This window comes from Curvibacter sp. EU05-FHT14A10, assembly GCF_058791075.1.
Map to the genome: position 1 here is coordinate 62588 of NZ_JBYTDE010000006.1, position 19362 is coordinate 81949.

The 19362-nt window shown below is 66.8% G+C and carries 17 protein-coding genes; 4 read left to right on the forward strand and 13 right to left on the reverse strand.

Features of this window, described 5'->3' with window-relative positions; translation table 11 throughout:
• Positions 1 to 21: 21 nt before the first annotated feature.
• From AC3WUT_RS13030 to AC3WUT_RS13040, 3 genes are all read right to left on the reverse strand, one after another.
• The gene (locus tag AC3WUT_RS13030) at positions 22 to 1215 is read right to left on the reverse strand and encodes an MFS transporter (RefSeq protein ID WP_492347499.1); all 1194 of its coding nucleotides are present in this window, start codon (positions 1213 to 1215) and stop codon (positions 22 to 24) included.
• 59 nt (positions 1216 to 1274) lie between these two features.
• Positions 1275 to 2630 carry a carboxylesterase family protein gene (locus AC3WUT_RS13035; RefSeq protein ID WP_492347500.1) on the reverse strand — a complete coding sequence of 452 codons (1356 nt, stop codon included), beginning with the start codon at positions 2628 to 2630 and terminating at the stop codon, positions 1275 to 1277.
• A 64-nt stretch (positions 2631 to 2694) separates the two neighbouring features.
• Positions 2695 to 3783 carry a porin gene (locus AC3WUT_RS13040; protein WP_492347501.1) on the reverse strand — a complete coding sequence of 363 codons (1089 nt, stop codon included), beginning with the start codon at positions 3781 to 3783 and terminating at the stop codon, positions 2695 to 2697.
• A 641-nt stretch (positions 3784 to 4424) separates the two neighbouring features.
• On the opposite strand from AC3WUT_RS13040, the gene AC3WUT_RS13045 reads away from it, so the two are divergent.
• Entirely contained in the window at positions 4425 to 5426 is a 1002-nt protein-coding gene (locus tag AC3WUT_RS13045) for an AraC family transcriptional regulator (protein WP_492347502.1), read from the forward strand.
• A 13-nt stretch (positions 5427 to 5439) separates the two neighbouring features.
• Here the strand turns inward: AC3WUT_RS13045 and AC3WUT_RS13050 are convergent, their stop codons facing one another.
• The 7 genes from AC3WUT_RS13050 to AC3WUT_RS13080 form a co-directional block, all read right to left on the reverse strand.
• A complete protein-coding gene (locus tag AC3WUT_RS13050) occupies positions 5440 to 6420 on the reverse strand; it encodes a LysR substrate-binding domain-containing protein (RefSeq protein WP_492347503.1) in 981 nt (326 codons plus the stop codon).
• Between the two features lie 117 nt (positions 6421 to 6537).
• On the reverse strand, positions 6538 to 7551 hold the full coding sequence (locus tag AC3WUT_RS13055) for a 2Fe-2S iron-sulfur cluster-binding protein (RefSeq protein WP_492347504.1): 1014 nt from the start codon (positions 7549 to 7551) through the stop codon (positions 6538 to 6540).
• A gap of 14 nt (positions 7552 to 7565) precedes the next feature.
• On the reverse strand, positions 7566 to 8060 hold the full coding sequence (gene antB, locus AC3WUT_RS13060; protein ID WP_279215175.1) for an anthranilate 1,2-dioxygenase small subunit: 495 nt from the start codon (positions 8058 to 8060) through the stop codon (positions 7566 to 7568).
• Positions 8057 to 9451, reverse strand: a complete 1395-nt coding sequence (antA, locus tag AC3WUT_RS13065; RefSeq protein WP_492347505.1) for an anthranilate 1,2-dioxygenase large subunit — start codon at positions 9449 to 9451, stop codon at positions 8057 to 8059. Before antA ends, antB begins: the two co-directional genes overlap by 4 nt.
• 368 nt (positions 9452 to 9819) lie before the next feature.
• The gene (locus tag AC3WUT_RS13070; protein WP_279215171.1) at positions 9820 to 10758 is read right to left on the reverse strand and encodes a dioxygenase family protein; all 939 of its coding nucleotides are present in this window, start codon (positions 10756 to 10758) and stop codon (positions 9820 to 9822) included.
• A 41-nt stretch (positions 10759 to 10799) separates the two neighbouring features.
• Positions 10800 to 11078 (reverse strand): muconolactone Delta-isomerase, encoded by a 279-nt coding sequence (catC, locus tag AC3WUT_RS13075; RefSeq protein WP_279215169.1) that lies wholly within the window; start codon positions 11076 to 11078, stop codon positions 10800 to 10802.
• Positions 11079 to 11089: 11 nt separating this feature from the next.
• Positions 11090 to 12271 carry a muconate cycloisomerase family protein gene (locus tag AC3WUT_RS13080; protein WP_279215180.1) on the reverse strand — a complete coding sequence of 394 codons (1182 nt, stop codon included), beginning with the start codon at positions 12269 to 12271 and terminating at the stop codon, positions 11090 to 11092.
• 128 nt (positions 12272 to 12399) lie between these two features.
• Between AC3WUT_RS13080 and AC3WUT_RS13085 the strand changes: the two genes are divergently transcribed.
• Positions 12400 to 13278 carry a LysR substrate-binding domain-containing protein gene (locus AC3WUT_RS13085; protein ID WP_279215167.1) on the forward strand — a complete coding sequence of 293 codons (879 nt, stop codon included), beginning with the start codon at positions 12400 to 12402 and terminating at the stop codon, positions 13276 to 13278.
• A 193-nt stretch (positions 13279 to 13471) separates the two neighbouring features.
• Positions 13472 to 14236 (forward strand): alpha/beta fold hydrolase, encoded by a 765-nt coding sequence (locus tag AC3WUT_RS13090; protein WP_492347506.1) that lies wholly within the window; start codon positions 13472 to 13474, stop codon positions 14234 to 14236.
• Positions 14237 to 14453: 217 nt separating this feature from the next.
• Here AC3WUT_RS13090 and AC3WUT_RS13095 read toward each other — a convergent pair whose 3' ends face one another.
• Genes AC3WUT_RS13095 through AC3WUT_RS13105 form a run of 3 tightly spaced genes read right to left on the reverse strand, consistent with a single transcriptional unit; the run spans position 14454 to position 18175 of the window.
• Complete coding sequence (locus AC3WUT_RS13095) at positions 14454 to 15842, reverse strand: coniferyl aldehyde dehydrogenase (RefSeq protein ID WP_492347507.1); 1389 nt, start codon at positions 15840 to 15842, stop codon at positions 14454 to 14456.
• Positions 15839 to 17470, reverse strand: coding sequence for a GMC family oxidoreductase (locus AC3WUT_RS13100; RefSeq protein WP_492347508.1), 1632 nt, complete (start codon positions 17468 to 17470; stop codon positions 15839 to 15841). The genes AC3WUT_RS13095 and AC3WUT_RS13100 overlap by 4 nt, the downstream gene beginning before the upstream one ends.
• Positions 17471 to 17518: 48 nt before the next feature.
• A complete protein-coding gene (locus AC3WUT_RS13105) occupies positions 17519 to 18175 on the reverse strand; it encodes a TetR/AcrR family transcriptional regulator (RefSeq protein ID WP_492347509.1) in 657 nt (218 codons plus the stop codon).
• 180 nt (positions 18176 to 18355) lie between these two features.
• Here AC3WUT_RS13105 and AC3WUT_RS13110 point away from each other — a divergent pair, with 180 nt between their 5' ends.
• Positions 18356 to 19312: a LysR family transcriptional regulator gene (locus AC3WUT_RS13110; protein WP_492347510.1), complete on the forward strand. Its 957-nt coding sequence runs from the start codon at positions 18356 to 18358 to the stop codon at positions 19310 to 19312.
• Positions 19313 to 19362: the final 50 nt, after the last annotated feature.

The following is a 19362-nucleotide window of genomic DNA, read 5'->3' on the forward strand; positions in this document are numbered from 1 at the left end:
GGGAGGAGGCATTCGTTTCACTCAGGACCGGCCAAGACCGCCCGGCGTGCGGGAGGTCATTCTTTGGGCCACCCAAAGGGCCACAGCAGCCAGCAGAATGGGGGCCACCGGCAGCAGCAACCACTGCGGGGCGGGCAGTTCGCTGGCCACAAAGGCGCCCATCAGGCCCGGGCCCAGCACTGATCCCAGGCGGCCGATGGCCGCACTCCACCCAATCCCTGCCGTGCGCAGGGCCGGGGGATACAGGCTCACCGCCAGCGCGACCTGTCCGATGGTGCCCGCAATCAGGCAGGTGCCCACCACCACGATCAAGGCCAGAAGCAGGCCTGGCGTTGCGGCCTGAGACCAGGCCATCACCAAGGCGACGGCGCCCAGCAGCGAGCAGGCCAGCAGGATCTTGCGCACATGGAAGCGAAAGCTCAGCGGGATCAAGCCCAGTGCGGCCACCACGCCACCGATGCCCATGGCCGCCGAGCCGAAGGCCACGCCCGAGGTGTCAAAGCCCAAGCGATGGAGCATGGACGGAACCCAGAAGGTCAAGGCATAGACGGCCGTGAAAATCAAAAATGAAAACGCCCACAGCAGCAGCGTCTGGGGCGCCAGGCCCGCTCCGAACAAGGCGCTGAGTCGCGCGGCGTGGGGGTGCCCCGCAGAGCCGGCCGAGGTCGGGGCATCTGCGGGCAGGTGCGCCCAGAGCGCTGGCAGCAGCAGAAAGGGGGCGATGCCGCCCAGCATGAACACCGAGCCCCAACCCCAACTCAGGATCAGTTTGCCGCCGATGGCGCCCCCCAGCGCAGCGCCCAGGGACAGGCCGGACGTGACGCCCACCGTCACGGATTCTCTGCGCTCAGGTGCCGTGCCGTCCACGGCCAGCGACACGACCGCCGGGATGGCCGCGCCCAGACCGATCCCCGACAGCAGCCGTATGGCGGCCAGAACGGGCACCGACCCGGCCAGTGCGGCCAGGCACGAGCCCAGCGCAAACAGAAACACCGCGCCGAGCACGATGTCACGCCGCTGCAGGCTCACGGCCAGGCGGCCACTGAGTGCATAGCCCAGGGCCGCGCCCAGGCTGGTGGCCACGAAAACCGGGGTGAAGGCCGACAGTGGAAGCTGCCATTGAGCTGCCAGGGTCGGGACGACAAAGCCGATGGATGTCGTGTCGAAGCCATCGACCAGGATGGTCAGGAAGGCCAGCAAGCTGATCTTGCGCATGGGTACTCCGCAGAAGGAAGGGGATGGGGGTCAGGGGGCAGGGTGGGCAGGCACCGGGGTCATGGCGACCCGGCAACCTGCTGCAGCCCCGTGTGGGGGGCGAAGTGCAGGCGTTGGATCGGCTGATCCGCTTGCACTGCAGGCCAGTCGGGCAGGGTGTCGGCTGCGGGGCGCCCATCGCGGATGAAGCCGAGGAAGGCCTGACGCATCGGGCGGGAGATCTGCTCGAACGCTTCTTCCTCCAGTCCCCCCAGCATCGGTGCCGTCGCAAAGGCCTCGCGGTTGCCGAACACAAACGGCAGTTCGATGCAATGCGTGGCACCCAACGTCTCACCGCCGGGGGTGTGGTCGAAGCGGTAGACGTAGGCCCCACGCCCGGCTTCGGCTGCCTGGCGTGCCCACAGCAGGGACGGTGCTTCAAACACGTGCTGGGTCATGGCGTCGTGCTGGCCGCGCGCAAAGAACGCCGTTGATTCATCGCGCGTGGTGCCGATCATCACGTCGACCCGGGTGGCTGCTTGCGCCAGCGCAGCCTGGAGCCCGGACAGTGTGGGCAGGAGGGCGCCATCGGCCACCGGAACAAATGGGGGTGCTACATCGCCCGCCTTGGCCTGGTTCTCGATGAAGAATTGGGCTGCAGCACCCTGCGCCGCCATCAGCTGGCCGGGCTGCAAGTCCGACTGCAGCCGAAAGGGTTCAAGCGACCGCGCATAGGCCGCAGCCATGGGCGCTGCGTCCTGGGGCGTACCCAGTTCCAGGCCCAGGGGGGCACTCATCATGATGGCGCGCTGTATCGGCAACTGGGGGTAGGCACACAACAGCAGGGCGATGGATAGCCCGCCAGCCGATTGCCCCATCAGCGTCAGATGTTCGGGGTCTCCGCCAAAGGCCGCGATGTTGTCCTTCACCCACGACACCGCCAGGGCCTGGTCCATCAAGCCCAGGTTGCCGGGTGAGACGCCGGGGCCGCACAGAAAGCCCAGGGCGCCCAGGCGGTAGTTCACACCCACCACCACGATGTCGCCTTCGCGGGCCAGACGGGCCCCGTCGTACCAGGGCAGGTCGCCTGCCCCCGTCATGAAGGCGCCGCCATGCAGCCAGATCATCACTGGGCGCCGTTTGCCATCGGCCGCCGGGGTCCACACGCTCAGGCGCAGGCAGTCTTCGGAGGCCGGGCTCTGAAAGTCACCCATGACCCGGCTGAGGCGGGAGGGCGCTTGCAGCGAGATGGCGCCCGCGGCGCAGGCCCGTGCGGGCAGGGTGCCTGCAGGCCGCGGTGCCGGCGGCTGAAAGCGCAGTGCGCCCACAGGGGCTTGGGCGTAGGGCAGGCCGCGGAAGGCCTGAACGCCCTCCAGGGCCAAGCCTTCAAAGGTACCGCAAGGGGCGTGGGCAAGGGGATGGTCAACAGTAGACATGGGTGCAGGGCGGTGATGTGTGATGGAGAAACCGGCCGGCCCGCAAGGGCCGGACGCAGGGAGATCAGAAGGTGTGCCGCATGCCGATCAGCACCGAGGTGCCGGGGTTGATGCCTGTGACCCGGTCACGCAGCAGCGCCACATAGACGTCGGTGCGTTTCGACAGCCACTGGTCGTAGCCCAACGACACCGTGGTGCGGTCTTGGCTGGCTTTGGCGCTTTGTGTCTGGGCGGTGCGTGCCACGGAGAACAGCACCCGCCCGGGGCCTGCGAGCACGGAGGTTCCGAGCTGCGAGGTGTTCAAACGGGCCTCGGCCCCACTGGCGGCGTCGATGCGTGATTTCAGGTTCTGGGCATACAGCTTGGCCGGCCCCAGGTCGTAGCTGGCCCCGGTCTGGAGGTTCTGCACGCTGCTGGCTGTGATCAACGGACGGGCCGCGGTGGCCAGCGGTGCCACAGGGGCACCCCAGTTCATGCTCATCTGGTCCATCTTCTCGTAGACCACCCCACCATAGAACGCACCGTGGGTGTAGCTCAGGCCCGCTGTGTTGCGCTTTCCTGTGGTGCCACCCTGGGCCAGGGCGCTTTGAACGGTGAAGCGCCAGCCGCGCATGTCACTGCTGGTGAAGGCCACGCTGTTGGACCAGGCCGAATCGCTGGCGCCTTCACTGGTCATGAAGGGCTGGGTCACGCTCGGCAGGTAGGTGTGCATGATGAAAGGACCCAGACCCGACGCCGAACCAAAGGGGTTCAGTCGGATGGCCATCAGAAAGCCCGGCGTCACGGCACGCCCCAACTGGAGCACACCCCAAGGGTTGGAGAGCCCCACCCAGGCGGTGCGGGCCCAGTAAGGGTCTGCGCTGCTGCGACCCGCCGAGCCGTTGTTCACCTGCATGAACGACTCCATCTGCGAGAGGGCGCCCCAGCCGCCGCCCAGATCCTCCTGGGTCTTGATGCCCCAGAACGAGGTGGTCATCGATCCATTGAACACACCGGCCGTCTTGGCGGCCCCCGCCAATTGCGTGCTGCCTGCGCTGACATCCAGCAAGCCATATATTTGAGCCTGCGATTGGGCCTGGGCGGGGCTGAATAATCCACCAAGAGCCGTGCCAGTAATGATTCCCAGAGTCAGTTTCTTCAGAGGGTATTGCATGGTTTGTTTTGTGATTGGGGGTGACGGCTGAATATAGTTTCAGTATTTGTCGAGCGTCGATGGGGTTTCGTGGAACGCTCCGTCCCAAAGCAAACTTGTCATTTTCTTGTGATGTCGGGCCGTTTATCTGGCATGAAAGCACCGCACTGGGTTGGGGCTTTGTATTGGGGTTTTCACGGACTGAGCTGCCCTTGAAGTCTTTTTCTGGTCAGTCTGGTGTACGCTCACCAACGGCTCCAAAAGCCGCGCCAGCTTTGAGGATGGCCGTGGTCGGCCTGTAAATCAGGCCTTTGCCGGGTTCCCAATCCGGGTAATCCCCAGTTTTTTGGGGCCGCAGTGTTTCAATTCCCTGATGGGGCAGTGGTTAACCGGCTTCTGATCATTGCGAGTGAGCCGGGTCTGTCCGCTGGTGAATGCCACACCTTGGGGCGTGAGATGCACGATTTTGGAGTCCGCTGCCATTCAAATATAAATACTGCGCTGAATTGGTGCGGTAAGCGAGTGCTTTTTGGCGATTTTCGAATGCTTGGGTTGATTTTCAGATGGCACGAATTTGGCTCGGTGTCTTTGAATAGGGCGGGATAGGCCTGTTGACATCAGAAACCCGATTTTGAAAATGCTCTTACTGGAATTGAACGTACATGAATGAGCAAAATTCCGTGTTGCACCACCGCCTGTGTGGCGCATTCACCGATGTGTCCGGCGCTCAGGATTGGATGCGGCGGGTCTGTGGCCCGCATGATCTGATGGTGCAGCCAGGGCGTTCCCTGCGTTTTGTCCATGCGGGCGACCGCCTGGGCGCCCTGTCCACGGCCATTGGCTGCATCGAATACGGGGCCGATGTGCGCATCGGCATCAATGACAGCCGCCCCCTGGACAGCTACAGCATCAGCCTGCCTCTGATGGGCGACCAGGAGCTGCGCATTGGCAGCGCGGTGTTCGGCTCCGACCCCGAACGCGGCCTGATCATCGACCCCTCCGCCTACCAGGAGCTTTCGATCAGCGGCGATTGCCGCAAGCTGCTGGTGGCCATCGATCGCGGCGCCATGCGCACGGCCCTGGAGCAGATGCTGGGCCGGCCGGTGCTGTCACCGATCACCTTTGAGCCCAGCATGGCGCTCGACCAGGGGGCGGCGCTGACCTGGTGGCGCTGGGTGCGATTGCTGTGGGAGGACATGGGCCACAACGGGAACCTCCTGCACTACAACGGTCTGGCCCAAGGGGTTGAGACCTCTTTGATCCGCGGTCTGCTGAGTTTTCAGCCGCACAACTACTCGGCCGAACTGGCCCATCAGGGCTCGCCAGTGCTGCCCCGGCATGTCGACAACCTGAAGAACGCTCTGATGGAGCGCGCCCGCGAGGCGGTGGACGTCGACGCCCTGGTATCTGCCCAGGGCCTCAGCCCACGGCGCATGGTGGCCGACTTCCGCACCCACCTGGGCCTGACGCCAATGCAGTTCCTGCGCCAACACCGTCTGCAGCAAGCCCGCCTCGACATTGTCCGCAACGCGTCCACGCGTTACATCTCTGAAATTGCATTGGCCTGGGGCTTCAGCCACCTGGGCCGCTTCGCCGAGGCTTACCGCGAGACGTTTGGCGAGTCACCATCGGCCACGGCGGAACGGCACCGGGCCAAAACCTGAGGCCTGACCCAGCTCAAATCAGGGATTCCGTGCGGCTGTCCACCAGCGCCTGCAAGGCCGGTTTGGCCCACTTCAGGAACTCCTGTCCTGCCAGGCTGAGCCGACGTCGCGAAGGGTACAGCGCATAGATGGTCATGGGCGCCAGTGACCACCGCGGCAGCACCTGGCGCAGGCTGCCTTCTGCCACGCAGGCCGCCGCGAGTGCCGTCGGCAGCCGGGTGATGCCCAGGCCCGCGACAGCTGCCTCCTTGACGGCCAGCAGGTTGTCGGTCACGAAGCGCACGGACAGGCGCAGTTCCTCGGTGCGGCCTTGCGGGTCTTGCACGGTCCAGCAAGTCTGGGATTCGCCCGAGTTCCAGCCGATCGACTCCAGCCCGGCCAAGGCCGAGGGTTCGTCACTTGTTTCCCGGCCCTGCAGCAGCTGAGGCGATGCATACAGGCCATAGGGCGCCTGGATCAATTGCTGGGCTACCACGTCCGAGTCGGGTAGCCCCTGGGCGCTGGGGTGGATCACGATGTCGAAGTTCTGCGCCAAGGCCTCAGGCGTGCCCCGGGTGGTGCTCAGGAACAGGCGCACGCGTGGGTACTGGCACCCGAACTTGACGGCCACCGAGCACACCAGCAGCGTCGACAGCGCCATGGGGCAGGCAATGCGCAGATCCCCGGCCGGCTCCTTGGCGTTGTCCTGCGCCACCGAGACCGCCGCATGGGCCGCCTCGCGGATCTTGAGGCCCTGCTCAAACAGCTGGCGACCGATGTCGGTCACTTCGAAGCGCCGCGAATTGCGCATGATCACGCACACGCCCAGGCGATCTTCGAGTGCCGCCACGCGCCGGCTCATGCTGGACAGCGGGATGCCGGTGCGCTCGCTGGCGGCCCGGTAACCCCCGGACTCCACCACTTCGACCAGCAGCAGCAACTCCTCGACCGTGGCCATCAGGCCGGGCGCGTTCTTGGCCAGGTCGGTGCCGCCGGATTTTTCTTTTGCAGCCATGGGGTTCATGCAGAACATACCGGTTGACGGACCGTCCGCGCCCAGCGTTGCCAGGCGCTTTCACTATAGGGGGCAAACAGGCCTTGGTGCAATGCAGGGCAGCAGGGCTTCTGGGGGTCAGGCACCCGGCGTGAAGCGCTCGATGTGAAAACCGGCTGGTTGGCACGGTGCGGTGGCCAGCCAGTCGTTCAGGGCCTGCACCATTGGTGGCGGACCGCAGACATACATGTCCACATCGCCCTGGTTCAGCAGGGTCGGCTGCAGATGCGTGACCAGATGCCCGCGCAAGCCCTGCGTGGATTGCGGATCCGACACGCACACAGTGAGCGTCAGTTGCGGCAATCGCGCTTTCAAGGGGGTCAGCAGGTCCAGCACGGGCAGGTCCTTGTCGTCGGCCAGGCCCAGCACCAGGTGGCAGGGCGGCACCTTGTCCGGCGCCTGGGCCAGCAGCTCCAGCATGGCCAGCATCGGGCCCAGGCCCGTGCCACCGGCCAGCATCAGCAAGGGCCGCTGCGGGGGGCGCAGGTAGAAGCTGCCATAGGGGGCCGTCAGCTTCAGGGGGTCGCCCACCTGCGCCGTATCGCTCAACCACTGGCTCATGCGCCCGTCCGGCAACAGGCGCACCAGCAAGTCGACCTGGCCGGGTTCGCGCACCAGCGAGCTGAAGGAGTATGCGCGGCTGGCGCTGCCGTCGGGCAGCCACAGGCGCAGGTACTGGCCGGGCAGAAAGCGCAAGGCCATCAGATCCGGGTGCTCCAGCGTCAACGAGACCATGCGCGGGCCCAGGCGCCTCAGTGCGCCGATTCGCACGGTCTGCTCAAGCGGCTTGTGCAGGCAGGCCGATGCGTCGACGGGCACGTGCACGACACCGCTGGAACGGGGGCGCATCTGGCAACCTAGGGCCCAGCCGAGTCGGGCGTCTGCGGTGGTCAACGCATCTTCGGCGCAGTCCCCCGGGTCGTAGCTGCCAGATTCCACCTTGCAACGGCAGGTGCCGCAGGCACCCTCGCGGCAATCCACCGGGAAGCGCACCCCCTGGCGGATGGAGGCGTCCGCCAAGGTCTCGCCCGAGCGCACCTGGATGAAGCGTGTGGCACCGTCGTCAAAGCGAAGGCCAATCTGATGTTCCATGGTCTCGCCCTTGATCACAGGTGGTAGAAGTCCAGCACCGCATTGATCCGATCATTGAGCAGCAGCACATGCTTGCGCAGGATGCTGAAGCCGGCGTCAAGCTGGCGCAGCTCGTAGCTCACTTCGCCGAAGTAGCAGTCGGCCTGGCCGTGGCGGGTGTAATGCGTGTTCCATTTGGCACCGACCTGAAGCAGCCCCTGACCGCGGTCCTGGATGCGCACATTGCTGATCTGGTGAAGCGTGCGCGGCATGGGTTGGCTGGCGGCCGATTTGCCGGTGCGCAGACGGAAGATGCGGTCTTCCAGGCCGCCCCGGGTGGCGTAGTAGATCATCGACATCTCACGCTTCGGATCGGTGGTCGCCACGTGCTCCGAGTCCCATTGCGGCACATGGAATTCGGCCGTCGGGTCGAAGCAGGCCAGGTACTCATCCCACTGCTGGCGATCGCACAGCTCAGCCTGGGCATACAGGAATTGTTCGACAGCGTGTTGCAGCTCGAGGGTGTTCATGCTTGCACCTCCTTCTGGGCGGATGCCTGCTTGGCCAGTCCGTCCAGCATCAGCTGGCGCCAGGCGCTGTGCTGGTTCACGAACAGGCCCTCGTGGGTGATCTCGGTGCCGGTGAGCACAGGCTGGATGCCCAGGCTCCTGGCGTTGCCGGTCTGTTCGCGCGTCCAGGCCTGGCAGCCCCGTGAAATGTCGTTCCAGGGCTCGGCACGGCCCTGGAAGCCGCGTTGCGCTTCGCGGAACTCGACCAGGTCGTCAGGCGTGCCCATGCCGCTGACATTGAAGAAGTCTTCGAACTGGCGGATGCGGTTTTCGCGATCCGCGGCCGACTCGCCCTTCACGCCAATGCACTGGCTGATGATTTCGGTCTTGTTCCAGGCCACCGGGCGGATGATGCGCAGTTGCGAACTGATCTGGTCCATGAAGAACAGGCTGGGGTACAGGTTGAGGTTGCGCAGGCGGTGCATCATCCAGTGCGCTCTTTCGGTGCCGTATTCGGCCTGCGCCCGGGGCATCACGCTGGCATAGCCGGGGCGCACTTCGGGGTTGGGCATTTCGCTGAAGAGCACCGAGTGCCCGTGCTTGAACGAGAACCAGCCGTCGTCGGTGGTGGCGTCGCCGGCACCGAGCTTGCGGTAGTCCAGGGTCTTGAAGTCGGTGTTGCCCTGAGCGCTGTCAAGCTCGTGCCGGTGCACCACCGTGGCCACGTAGTTGTAGTGCACGGTGCTGACGTGGTAGCCGTCCAGGCCGTTCTCGGTCTGCAGCTTCCAGTTACCGTCAAAGGTGTAGGTGGAGCGCCCGGGCAGCACTTCGAGCTCGCCGGTCGGAGACTGCTCCACCATCAGGTCCAGAAACACCTTGGCGTCGCCCAGGTAGTCTTCCAGGCTCAGGCGGGTGGTCAGATCGAGGTTGACGAACACAAAGCCCTTGTAGCTCGCGACCTGGGCCTTCTTCAAGCCATGCTGATGCAGGTCGAAGCCCGGGCCGTATTCGCCGGGGGCCTTCACCTTGATCAGGCGCCCGTCGGGCTTGTAGGTCCAGGCGTGGAAGGGGCAGGTGAAGGCGGCCTGCCGCCCCTTGCAAACCCGTGTCAGCGTGGTGCCCCGATGGGCGCAGGCGTTGACCAGGGCGTGCAGCTCGCCCTGCGCGTCGCGGGTCACGATCAGGGGTTGGCGACCCGCGTTCAGGGTGATGAAGTCATTGGGCTGACGGATCTCGCTTTCGTGGCAGGCATAGATCCAGGTCTTCTCGAAGATCAACTCCATTTCGAGATCGAACAGCTCGGGCTCGGTGAACATCGAGCGACGGACTCGGTAGACCTCGTCTTCGGGTCTGAAGTCCAGACAGCCGTCGATGAAGTCGCGCCATTGCTGGGGGCTGCGTGAGGTATTCATGGGCAATTCCTGTGGGGTGGATCGATGAACTCGATTAGGCCCAGCCCGCCCGGAATCAGCTATCCACATTTCGCGCGTTCTTTATCCAGTTGCCGCGTGCAGGCGACCGGCCCGGCGATCAGATGGACGCGCGCAACAGCCCATCAGCCCATCAGCGTGTCAGCGCCGCAGCTTGCCCGCAGCTGCGGCAGGCCGCCGATCAGGCGTTCAAGCTCGGCGTGCCCCAGGCACGGCACCGCATCGATCAGCCACCGGCCCTGGGGCGTGCCAAATGGAAAAGGGCGGCCCGCAGTCATTGCGTGGCCGCCCTGGTGTGGGGGTGTTTGATGGGTTCTGCCCCGGAAGGGCCCGAGATCAGGCCCCCGAGATCAGGCCCCGACGGCGCGCGCGATCCGGGTGCGCGGATCGGTGTCGCGTTCCGTGACGGCTTGCTGCATCACGAAGTCGAATCGGGCGCGCTCAAACGGAGCCCCCACGCCCAGGGATTCGTAGCCGGCCGGGGCAACGTCGTGTTCGATCTTCAGCACCAGGCCGTCGCGGGTGGCAAAGGCAAAGTCGTCATCGATGTAGGTGTCGCCCGGGATGTTGATCTGGGTCGTCAGGGTGCGATGCCCTTCCTTGACGATGTGGAAGTGGATGTGGGCCGGGCGGTGGCCATGGCGGCCCAGCACTTCGAACAGCTCGGAGGTCGGGCTGTTCGGTGGGATCGCATAGCCCGGCGGCAGCGTGGTGCGGAAGCGGTAGTTGCCTTGGGCATCGGTTTCGATCTTGCGACGCAGTTCGAACTCTTTGAGGCCCGGGAAGAAGTGCGAGTAACCGCCGCTCTTGTTGGCATGCCAGGCATCCATGATGGCGTGGGCCACAGGCTGACCGGCGTGGTCCAGCACCCGGCCCTCCATGACCAGCACCTTGCCGGTGCCACGGGTGTCGCTGTCGTCGTCGAGCACGGCCTCGCCTTGGAACAGCGGGGCGCCTGCAACGTACAGCGGCCCTTCGATGGCGCGCGGCGTGCCGGCCGCGATGCCGGCTTTGGCATCGGCCTCATCCATGCGGATGTCCAGCAGGCGATCAAAGCCCAGGCCGGCGGTGATCAGACCGATCTGGCCCGAGGCCCCCAGGCGGCTCAGCCAATCGGCGGCGGCCCAGAACTCGTCAGGCGACACGTCCAGCTCGTCAATCGTCTTGAACAGGTCGCTCACGATGCGGGCCACGATGGCGCGGGCGCGCGGGTTGCCCTCGGCCATCTTCACGCTGTTGACGCGCTCCAGCAGACTTTGCTGGGTGAATTCATTTTTTGAGGTGCTCATTTTTGTCTCCGTAGGTTGGGGGAAGGGGTAGAGGCCAGGGCTCAGGCGATGGCCGAAGGGTGTTGCGCCAGTGGGGTGACCGAGATCTTCATGTACGGGAACAGCGGCAGTTGCGACAGCAGGGTGTGCAGCTCGTCGTTGGACGCCACGTCAAAGACGCTGTAGTTCGCATACTCGCCCACCACGCGCCAGAGATGACGCCAGCGCCCATCGCGCTGCAGCTCTTGCGAGTAGGCCTTCTCTCGGGTCTTGATGGCGTCGGCCTGCGCAGGGGGCAGGTCGGCGGGCAGGTTCACGTCCATGCGGACCAGGTACAGCATGTTTTGTCTCCTCAGGGGTGGGGGCGTTGGCCCAGGTCGATGTGCACGGCATTCAGGCCCGTGCGTGCACGGTCGAATCGTTCAAGTTGGCCCAGGTCGACTTCGACACCGAAGCCGGGCCCATCGGGCAGTTGCAGTTCAAAGTCGATGATGGGCATGCGTTCAGTCACGATGTCGTCCACCAGCAATTGAGGGCCGAAGAGCTCGCAGCCATGGTGCTGGTCGCCGAGGGTGGCAAAGACATGGGCGGAGGCGGCGCTGCCGATCGAGGTCTCCAGCATGGTGCCGCCATACCAGCCGATGTCGGCGGCTTCTGCGACCGCGGCCACCTGAAGCGTGCGCAACAGGCCGCCATGCTTGGCCACCTTCAGAGAAAACACCTGGCTGGCCTGATCGCGTGCCAGTGCCATCGCATCCTGGGGGGTGCACACCGACTCGTCGGCCATGATGCAGGCCCGCGAACCCAGCGAAGCGCTCAGCACCTTGAGGGCTTCCCGATTCCACTTGGCCACCGGCTGCTCGATCAGGGTCACACCGGCGTCGATCAGCTGCGGCAGGAAGCGCCTGGCCGTGCTGCCGTCCCAGGCCTGATTGACGTCGACCGTCAGCGTGGCCTGGCCTTCCAGGCCGCGGGCGATCTGGCTGACGTGGGCCACATCTTCCGCCGGGCTGCGCGCCCCGATCTTCATCTTGAAGATGCGGTGACGCCGTTGTTCCAGGCGCCGTTGGGCCTCTTCGAGGTCCTTGCGCACATCCCCGCTGGCCAGCGTCCAGGCCAGCGGCAGGCTGGCGTGGCGTTTGCCTCCCAGCAATTGGTAGGCCGGCAAGGCCAGGGTGCGACTGACGGCGTCGATCAACGCCATCTCGACCGCGCTCTTGGCAAAAGCATTGCCGCGGCAGAAGGTGTCCATGCGGGCCAGCGCCTGGCCGAAGGCGGCGCCGTCCTGCCCCAGCAGGCAGGGCGCCAGGTAGGCTTCGATGGCGTGTCGGATGCTTTCCGGAGATTCTTCGTTCCACGACGGCCCGCCAATGGTGGCGGCCTCGCCGAACCCGCAGGCGCCGTTGCGCAGCCACAGCTGCACCACCACCGGACTCTGGCGGTTGATGGCACCGAATGCCAGCTTGTGTGGCCGGATGGTGGGGATGTCCAGAATCCTCGCCTCAATGCGCTCAACCACGAAACGACTCGACATGAATGACCTTTGATCTGTGCTTTTGTGCGATAGGTGGGCCAAGGTTACGAGGAGGCTTCAAAGCATTCCAATGAAGTATTTATGTTCAAATGTTCGATCTCATCGAATGATTGACCTGGGGCACGCGCATGGAAATCCGGCAGCTTCGCTACTTTCTCGACATCGCTCAGACCGAACACCTGACGCAGTCGGCGCAGAACCTGTTTGTCACCCAGTCCACGCTGTCGCACGGCTTGAGGCAGCTTGAGGAAGAGCTGGATACCGCCTTGTTCGACCGGCTTGGGCGGGGGCTGAAGCTGTCGCAGGCGGGGGCGGAATTCAGGGCTTATGCCACGCGAGCCCTCAAGGAGATCGAGGCCGGCCGCATGGCCCTGGCCGACCTGAGCGGCCTGCAGTCGGGCCGCCTGACCATTGGCGCCATCCCCACCTTCCTCAATACCGTGCTGCCTGCCACCGTGGCCGCCTTCTGCGAGAGCTACCCCAAGGTGCAGCTCGAGGTCCGGGATTTGCGCGCCGGCCCGATCGAGGACCAGTTGATGAGCGGTGCGCTGGATCTGGGCATCGCTTTTCACCCCACCCGCCATGGTGAGATCGAAACCGAGCCGCTGTTCGAGGAACGCATGATGGTGGTGCTGCGCAAGAACGCCCCGCAAGCCCATGGCCAGCAGATCACCCTGCAGCGGGCGGCCCAATTGCCCATGGCCCTGCTGCCCCGCAGTTTTGCCACGCGGCGCATGCTCGACGAGAAATTCAGGCAGGCCGGTGCCGAACCCCTGGTGCGGGTCGAGATGGAGTCGGTCGAGGCCTTGCTCGGCGTGTGTCGGCACGGCCCCCTGGCCACGATCGTGCCCGAGCGGGCCGCCCTGCAGATGCCCGATCTGCATGCGATGGCACTCACCGCGCCAGAGGTGGTGCGCCATGCCGGCCTGCTGTGGCGGCGCTCCGCCTCGCGAAGCGTGGCCGCGCGCGAGTTTGCCGCCCGGTTGCGGGCCACCCTGGTCACCTGAGTTGGCGGCCCGCGCCGTGCCGGCGGGGGTGGCCCACCTGGGCGCGGGCTGCGACACCTTCAAGGGGGGGCGGCATCAAGCGACCGTTTCGAACAGTGGATCAAAGATATTTCATTGGTGTCAGCGCCCCGGGGGCGCTATGGTCGTCTTCGTTCACTGATGCCTTTCCCGATTTTTCTTCAGTCACTCCTTGATGCCATCCATTCACTTTGTCCGCCAGGGCCGCGGCCCCGAAATTGTGCTGAGCCATGCGCTGGGTTGCGACCTGACGATGTGGGACGAACTCGCCCAATGCCTGCAACAACGCTTCACCGTGCTGCGCTATGACCACCGCGGGCACGGTCGGTCGCCCGCCCTGGCGGGGCCCTTCAGCATGGACGACCTGGCCGACGATGCGGCGCAGTTCATCGCGCAGAACGCCAGTGGGCCGGTGCATTTTGTCGGCCTTTCGATGGGCGGTATGACGGCCCAGGCCCTGGCGGCGCGGCACCCTGGCGCGGTGCGCTCGGTCTGCATTGCGAACTCGGCCAGCCACTACGGCGAGGCGGCCAGAGCCCTGTGGCAGACCCGGGTCGACACCGTGCGGGCCTGCGGCATGGAAGCGATTGCCGACGGCGCTCTGCAGCGCTGGTTCACGCCCGAGTTCCGCTCCGACAGCCTGGGGCGCGAAAGGGTGGCGGCCCTGCGTCAGGTCTTGGTCGGCACCGAGCCTGGCCCGTATGCCGAAGCCTGTCTGGCCGTCGCCGACATCGCCTTGGATGAAGGCAATCGCACCATCACCTGCCCCACCCTCGTCATCGCGGGCGAGCGCGATGAGGCCACGCCTCCGGCCTTGTCCGAGGCGATCGCGCAAGCCATTCCGGGTGCGCAGCTGAAAAGCCTGAATGCCGCCCATTTGAGTGCGGTGGAGCAGCCACAGGCCTTTGCCGCGCTGTTGGAGGGCTTTGTGCTGGGTTGATCAGAGCGGGGGCTTCAGAGCGGCGGGGCGGTGGCCGCGCCCTGTTGCTGCCCAATCACTGCCCCGGTGCGGCCTCAGTGCTGCCCCAGTGCCGCGCCATGGCGGCCGCCGTGCTGCACGCCGGGCAAGCCTGTATGGCAGGCCCGCCACCCCGTGGTCCACTGGTACGTCAGCGGTATGTGGCGCGGGATTTGGCGTTGGACGCGTTGATACCCGTCTACGCACCCCGCTGCCAGCGCGCCATCCAGCGTGCCAGGCGCCCCCAAGGGGGCCCCAGGGTTTCGAAGGGGTTGATGGGCCCCACCTGGTGCACACCGCGGGCATGGCTGAAGCGCAGAAAGCCGGCATGGCCGTGGTAGGCCCCGGTGCCGCTGGGGCCGATGCCGCCAAACGGCAGGCTGTGCTGGGCAATGTGCAGCAAGGTGCCGTTGAGCGTCACCCCGCCCGAAGGCGCGGCCGCCAGCACCTGTTGCCGGGTGCTGCGCTGGTGGCTGAACAGGTACAGGGCCAGCGGGCGTTCATGGCGGGCCACCAGGGCCAGGGCCTCGTCCAGGGTCTGGTAGGGCACGATGGGCAGGATGGGGCCGAAGATCTCCTCCTGCATCAGCCTGAGGTGGCGCCCGGGGGCCAGCACCACGGTGGGGGCCACGTGGGGGTCGTCGCGCGGCAGCTCGGCGCTGCTCAGCACGCGGGCCCCGCTGGCCCGGGCTTCGTCCAGCAGGGCGTGCAGGCGGGCGCGGTGGGCCGGGCTGATGATGGCGCTGTAGTCGGGGTTGCGGCCCGGGTCGGGCAGGGTGCGCCGGGCCTGCTGCAGCACGGCCTCGGCAAAGGCCTCCAACTGTGCGGCCGGCACCAGTGCGTAGTCGGGCGCGATGCAAGTCTGGCCGGCATTGACGAACTTGCCGAAGGCGATCGAGCGGGCTGCGGCCGCCACCGGGTAGTCCGGGGCGACGATGGCTGGCGATTTGCCGCCCAGCTCCAGGGTCACGGGTGTCAGGTTGGCGGCGGCGGCCAGCATCACCTTGCGGCCCACGGCGGTCGAGCCGGTGAACACCAGGTGGTCGAACGGCAGGCTGGCAAAAGCCTGGCCCACCTCCACCCCGCCGGTCACCACGGCCACTTGCGCCGGGTCAAAGGCCTCGGCGATCAGGCGCTGCAGCAGGTCAGAAAACGCCGGCGTCAGCTCCGAGGGCTTGAGCAAGGCCCGGTTGCCCGCGGCCAGGGCGTCGCACAGCGGCCCCAGGGTCAGCAACAGGGGGTAGTTCCAGGGCGCCATGATGCCGATCACGCCCAGCGGCTCGTGGCGCAACTGGTTGCGGCCGGGGCGGAACAACCACTCCACTGGCTGGCGCCGAGGGCGCATCCAGCGGCCCACATGGGCCCGGGCATGCCGCAGTGCGCGCAGCGCGGGCAGCATCTCCAGCAGCTCGGTCTCGGTGCGCGAGCGGCCGCCAAAATCGGCGTCGATGGCGCTGATCAGCGCCTCGGCATGGCGGCTCACCAACTGCTCCAGGCGCAGCAAGGCGGCTTGGCGTGCCGGGGCATCGGGCGCCGCCTCGCGCCGCGAGGCCTCGTGCTGGCGCATGAACAAGGTGTCCAGGGTCATGCCCGGCCTTTCAGGATCAGGTCGGCCGCGCGCTCGCCGATCATGGCGCTCGGGGCCTGGGTGTTGCCGCTCACCAGCGTGGGCATGATGGACGCGTCGGCCACGCGCAGGCCGCTCACGCCGCGCACCCGCAAGGCCGGGTCCAGCACCGATGCGGGGTCGGACCCCATGCGGCAGGTGCCTACCGGGTGGTAGATGGTGTCTGACTGGGCGCGGATCAGGGCGGCCAGCGTGTCGTCGCTTTCGTCCTCCAGCGTGCCGTAAAGGGGCCGCCCGCCCAGTCGGGCAAAGGGCTCGCTGCGCAGAATCTGCCGCGCCAGGCGCACCCCTTGCACCAGCAGCGGCAGGTCGTCCGGGTGCGACAGAAAGCCCGGGTCGATCAGCGGCATGCGGGCCGGGTCGGCGCTGGCCAGGCGCACCGAGCCGCGGCTGTGCGGGCGCAGCGCGCACACATGCAGCGCCACCCCGGTGGCCAGGTGTTTTCGGCGGCCGTGGTCATCCACGTTGCTCACGCAGAAATGCAGTTGCAGGTCCGGTCGGTCCAGCCCGGGTGCGCTGCGTACAAAGCCGCCGGCTTCGGCCCCGTTGGTGGTCAGAAACCCATGCCCCTGGCGGTAGGCCGGCAGGGCCGCCAGCGAGCGCAGCGTGCCGCGTGGCCCCCAGCCAAACAGGCCGGGGCCGTTGAGCCGCAGGTTCAGCGAGTAGTCGAGGTGGTCTTGCAGGTTCTGCCCCACCTGCGGTGCGTCGGCCACCAGGGGGATGCCCAGGCGGGCCAGCTCATCGGCCGGCCCGATGCCCGACAGGCACAGCAACTGGGGCGAGGCAATCGCCCCGGCACTCAGGATCACCTCACGCCGCGCGGCCAGCGTGCGCACGCCCTCGCGGTCAGCCACCTCCACCCCGGTGGCCCGGCGCCCCTCGAAGCAGACACGGTTCACCCGCACCCCGGCCAGCACCTTCAGGTTGGCGCAGGGCACCTGCCCCCGGTAGGCCCGCGAGGCGTCCAGCCGGCGGCCGTTCTTCTGGAACACCTGGTAAAGCCCCACCCCCTCTTGACGAGGCCCGTTGAAGTCGGCATTGGCCGGCAGGCCGCAGGCCTGGGCCGCGGCCACAAAAGCCTGGCTCACGGGGCTGGGCGAGGCCAGGTCGCTCACCGCCAGCGGGCCCTGGCGGCCGTGCAAGCTCTCGTCCAGGGCGCCTTGGCGCTGGTTGCCCTCGCTGCGGCGAAAGTACGGCAGCACATCGGACCAGGCCCAGCCCGGGCAGCCCAGGGCGGCCCAGCCGTCGTAGTCTTCGCGTTGGCCGCGCACGTAGATCATGGCGTTGATCAGGCTGGAGCCGCCCAGGCCGCGCCCGCGCGGCACATAGCCCGTGCGCCCGCCCAGGCCCGGCTGCGGCACGGTCTGAAGCGCGTAGTTGTGCTGGTTGCGGCTGGGCACCAGCAGGGCCAGGCCGGCGGGCATCACCGACAGAAACGAGGGCTTGGCCGGCCCGGCCTCGATCAGCAGCACCAGGGCGCCGGGGTCGCCTTCGGCCAGTCGGGTGGCCAGCGCGCTGCCGGCGGGGCCTGCGCCCACCACGATGTAGTCAGCCTGAAGCGATGTTGTTGGGGGGGTGGTCTGCGCCATGTTTGTCTCCGTGTCGGAGTGCGCAGTTTAGGATATTTGACGAATTCGTCAAATATTTGTTCGGCAGCCCGGCCACTGGCTGGCACCGTGGGCAATCAAGGTGGCCACGCCTTGGCACAGCCCCTCCAGGTCGACCGAATCGCCCCGGCTCATCAGCATCAGCGCCTCCAGGCCAATGGCCACCACCACCGAGGCCAGCAGGGCCAGCTCGCCATCGCTCAGGCCCTTGCCCGGCAGGGCGCGGCGCAGGTCGGTGCGCAGATCGTCCAGCAGGCCGCTGGTGTCGGCAAAGCCGTGCAGGTAGGCACGGATGTGGTGCTGGTTGCGCAGGCAGAAATCGGTGGCCCCAGGGCGCTGCAGCACCAGCTCAAAAAAGGCCCGGAACGACTGCACCATCATCCCCACCAGCTCGGGTTCGCGCTGCCGTGCGTCGCGCGTGGCGCCGCGGATCTCGCCCAGCAGTTCGCCCAGCAATTCAGCAAACACGGCCTGCTGGGTGCCAAAGTAGTTGTAGAAGGTGCCGTTCGAGGCCCCACTGCCGGCCACGATGGCCGCCACCGTGGCGCCATCCAGCCCCACTTCGGCGAACACCTGCCAGGCATTGGCCTTGAGTTTGTCGCGCAGCTCGGCGCGCAAGGCGTCGCGCTTGGCCGAGGGCTTGTATTTGCGGGTATCCGGGAGGGCGGGGGAGGGCGTTCGGGGCACGGCGCGCAGCAGGCTGAAAACAGAGTGAGCCCCAGCGAGTCAGGGTGGGGCGGGGGCTTTGAGGGTACCTGAAATCGATGCCTTCGCGCCGCTTCAACCAACCCGGGCCACTGCGGGCTGCGCGCTATATTCGCAGCCGTGCCGGCGGCCTGACCGGCAGGCCAGAACGAAAGACACAACATGGAATTGAGACAGCTGCGCTACTTTGTCCGCGTGGTGGAGCTGGGCTCGATGGGGCGCGCTGCGCTCGATCTGAACCTGGTGCAGTCGGCCCTGAGCCAGCAGATCAGCCGGCTGGAGGGCGAGCTCAGCACCCGCCTGCTGCAGCGCAGCCCGCGCGGTGTGCAGGTCACCGAGGCGGGCCTGGCCTTCTTTCGCGAGGCCCAACTGACCCTGCGCCATGCCGACCAGGCCGTGCGCGTGGCCCAGCAGGCAAGGCTGTCGGGCACGGTCAGCGTGGGCCTGGCGCCCACCACGGCGGCCCTGCTGGGCCTGCCATTGATGCGTGCCATGCGCGAGCGCTACCCCGATGTGCGCCTGCACATGGTCGAGAGCCTGTCGGGCCATCTGGCCGGCATGCTCAATGCCCGCCAGCTCGACCTGGCCGTGCTGTTCGATTCGCGCCTGGTCGCCCATGGAGATGGCTCTGGCGCGCGCCGCTGGCAGATCCAGCCCCTGATCGAAGAGGCCCTGTTCTTGATCCGTGGCGGCCCGCGCGCCGGCCGCCCACCCCTGCCCGCAGAAATGAGCCTGGCCGAGTTGGGCGACCTGGGCCTGATCCTGCCCACCGGCCCGCACGGCCTGCGCAGCACGCTGGACACCGCATTTGCCCAGGCCCGCGTCACCCCGAACGTGGTGCTGGAGGTGGATTCGCTCTCGATGCTGATGGCCGCGGTAGACGCCGGCCTGGGCGCCACCCTGCAGCCCTGGGCCGCAGTGGGCCGCTTTGCCGACGCGGCCGAGCGCTTTGAGCTGGCGCGCATCACCCGCCCGGCCGTGAACCGCGTCAACCTGTTGTGCAGTCTGGCCGAAGACGAGCTGTCGCCCGTGGCGCTGGCCACCCGCGTGGTGCTGGCCGACTGCGTGCGCGAGCTGCTGCGCCAGGGCCTGTGGGTGGGGGCCACCCTGGGGTTTTGAGCCGCGCCAGGGCCTGTTCACAGGCCCTGGTCAAAGGCCTTGGTCATCAC

Excerpts from the sequence above, each read along its gene's own strand:
- AC3WUT_RS13030 (WP_492347499.1), bottom strand. The coding sequence starts at position 1,215 with ATGCGCAAGATCAGCTTGCTGGCCTTCCTGACCATCCTGGTCGATGGC.
- AC3WUT_RS13035 (WP_492347500.1), bottom strand. The coding sequence starts at position 2,630 with ATGTCTACTGTTGACCATCCCCTTGCCCACGCCCCTTGCGGTACCTTT.
- AC3WUT_RS13040 (WP_492347501.1), bottom strand. The coding sequence starts at position 3,783 with ATGCAATACCCTCTGAAGAAACTGACTCTGGGAATCATTACTGGCACG.
- AC3WUT_RS13045 (WP_492347502.1), top strand. The coding sequence starts at position 4,425 with ATGAATGAGCAAAATTCCGTGTTGCACCACCGCCTGTGTGGCGCATTC.
- AC3WUT_RS13050 (WP_492347503.1), bottom strand. The coding sequence starts at position 6,420 with ATGGCTGCAAAAGAAAAATCCGGCGGCACCGACCTGGCCAAGAACGCG.
- AC3WUT_RS13055 (WP_492347504.1), bottom strand. The coding sequence starts at position 7,551 with ATGGAACATCAGATTGGCCTTCGCTTTGACGACGGTGCCACACGCTTC.
- antB (WP_279215175.1), bottom strand. The coding sequence starts at position 8,060 with ATGAACACCCTCGAGCTGCAACACGCTGTCGAACAATTCCTGTATGCC.
- antA (WP_492347505.1), bottom strand. The coding sequence starts at position 9,451 with ATGAATACCTCACGCAGCCCCCAGCAATGGCGCGACTTCATCGACGGC.
- AC3WUT_RS13070 (WP_279215171.1), bottom strand. The coding sequence starts at position 10,758 with ATGAGCACCTCAAAAAATGAATTCACCCAGCAAAGTCTGCTGGAGCGC.
- catC (WP_279215169.1), bottom strand. The coding sequence starts at position 11,078 with ATGCTGTACCTGGTCCGCATGGACGTGAACCTGCCCGCCGACCTGCCC.
- AC3WUT_RS13080 (WP_279215180.1), bottom strand. The coding sequence starts at position 12,271 with ATGTCGAGTCGTTTCGTGGTTGAGCGCATTGAGGCGAGGATTCTGGAC.
- AC3WUT_RS13085 (WP_279215167.1), top strand. The coding sequence starts at position 12,400 with ATGGAAATCCGGCAGCTTCGCTACTTTCTCGACATCGCTCAGACCGAA.
- AC3WUT_RS13090 (WP_492347506.1), top strand. The coding sequence starts at position 13,472 with ATGCCATCCATTCACTTTGTCCGCCAGGGCCGCGGCCCCGAAATTGTG.
- AC3WUT_RS13095 (WP_492347507.1), bottom strand. The coding sequence starts at position 15,842 with ATGACCCTGGACACCTTGTTCATGCGCCAGCACGAGGCCTCGCGGCGC.
- AC3WUT_RS13100 (WP_492347508.1), bottom strand. The coding sequence starts at position 17,470 with ATGGCGCAGACCACCCCCCCAACAACATCGCTTCAGGCTGACTACATC.
- AC3WUT_RS13110 (WP_492347510.1), top strand. The coding sequence starts at position 18,356 with ATGGAATTGAGACAGCTGCGCTACTTTGTCCGCGTGGTGGAGCTGGGC.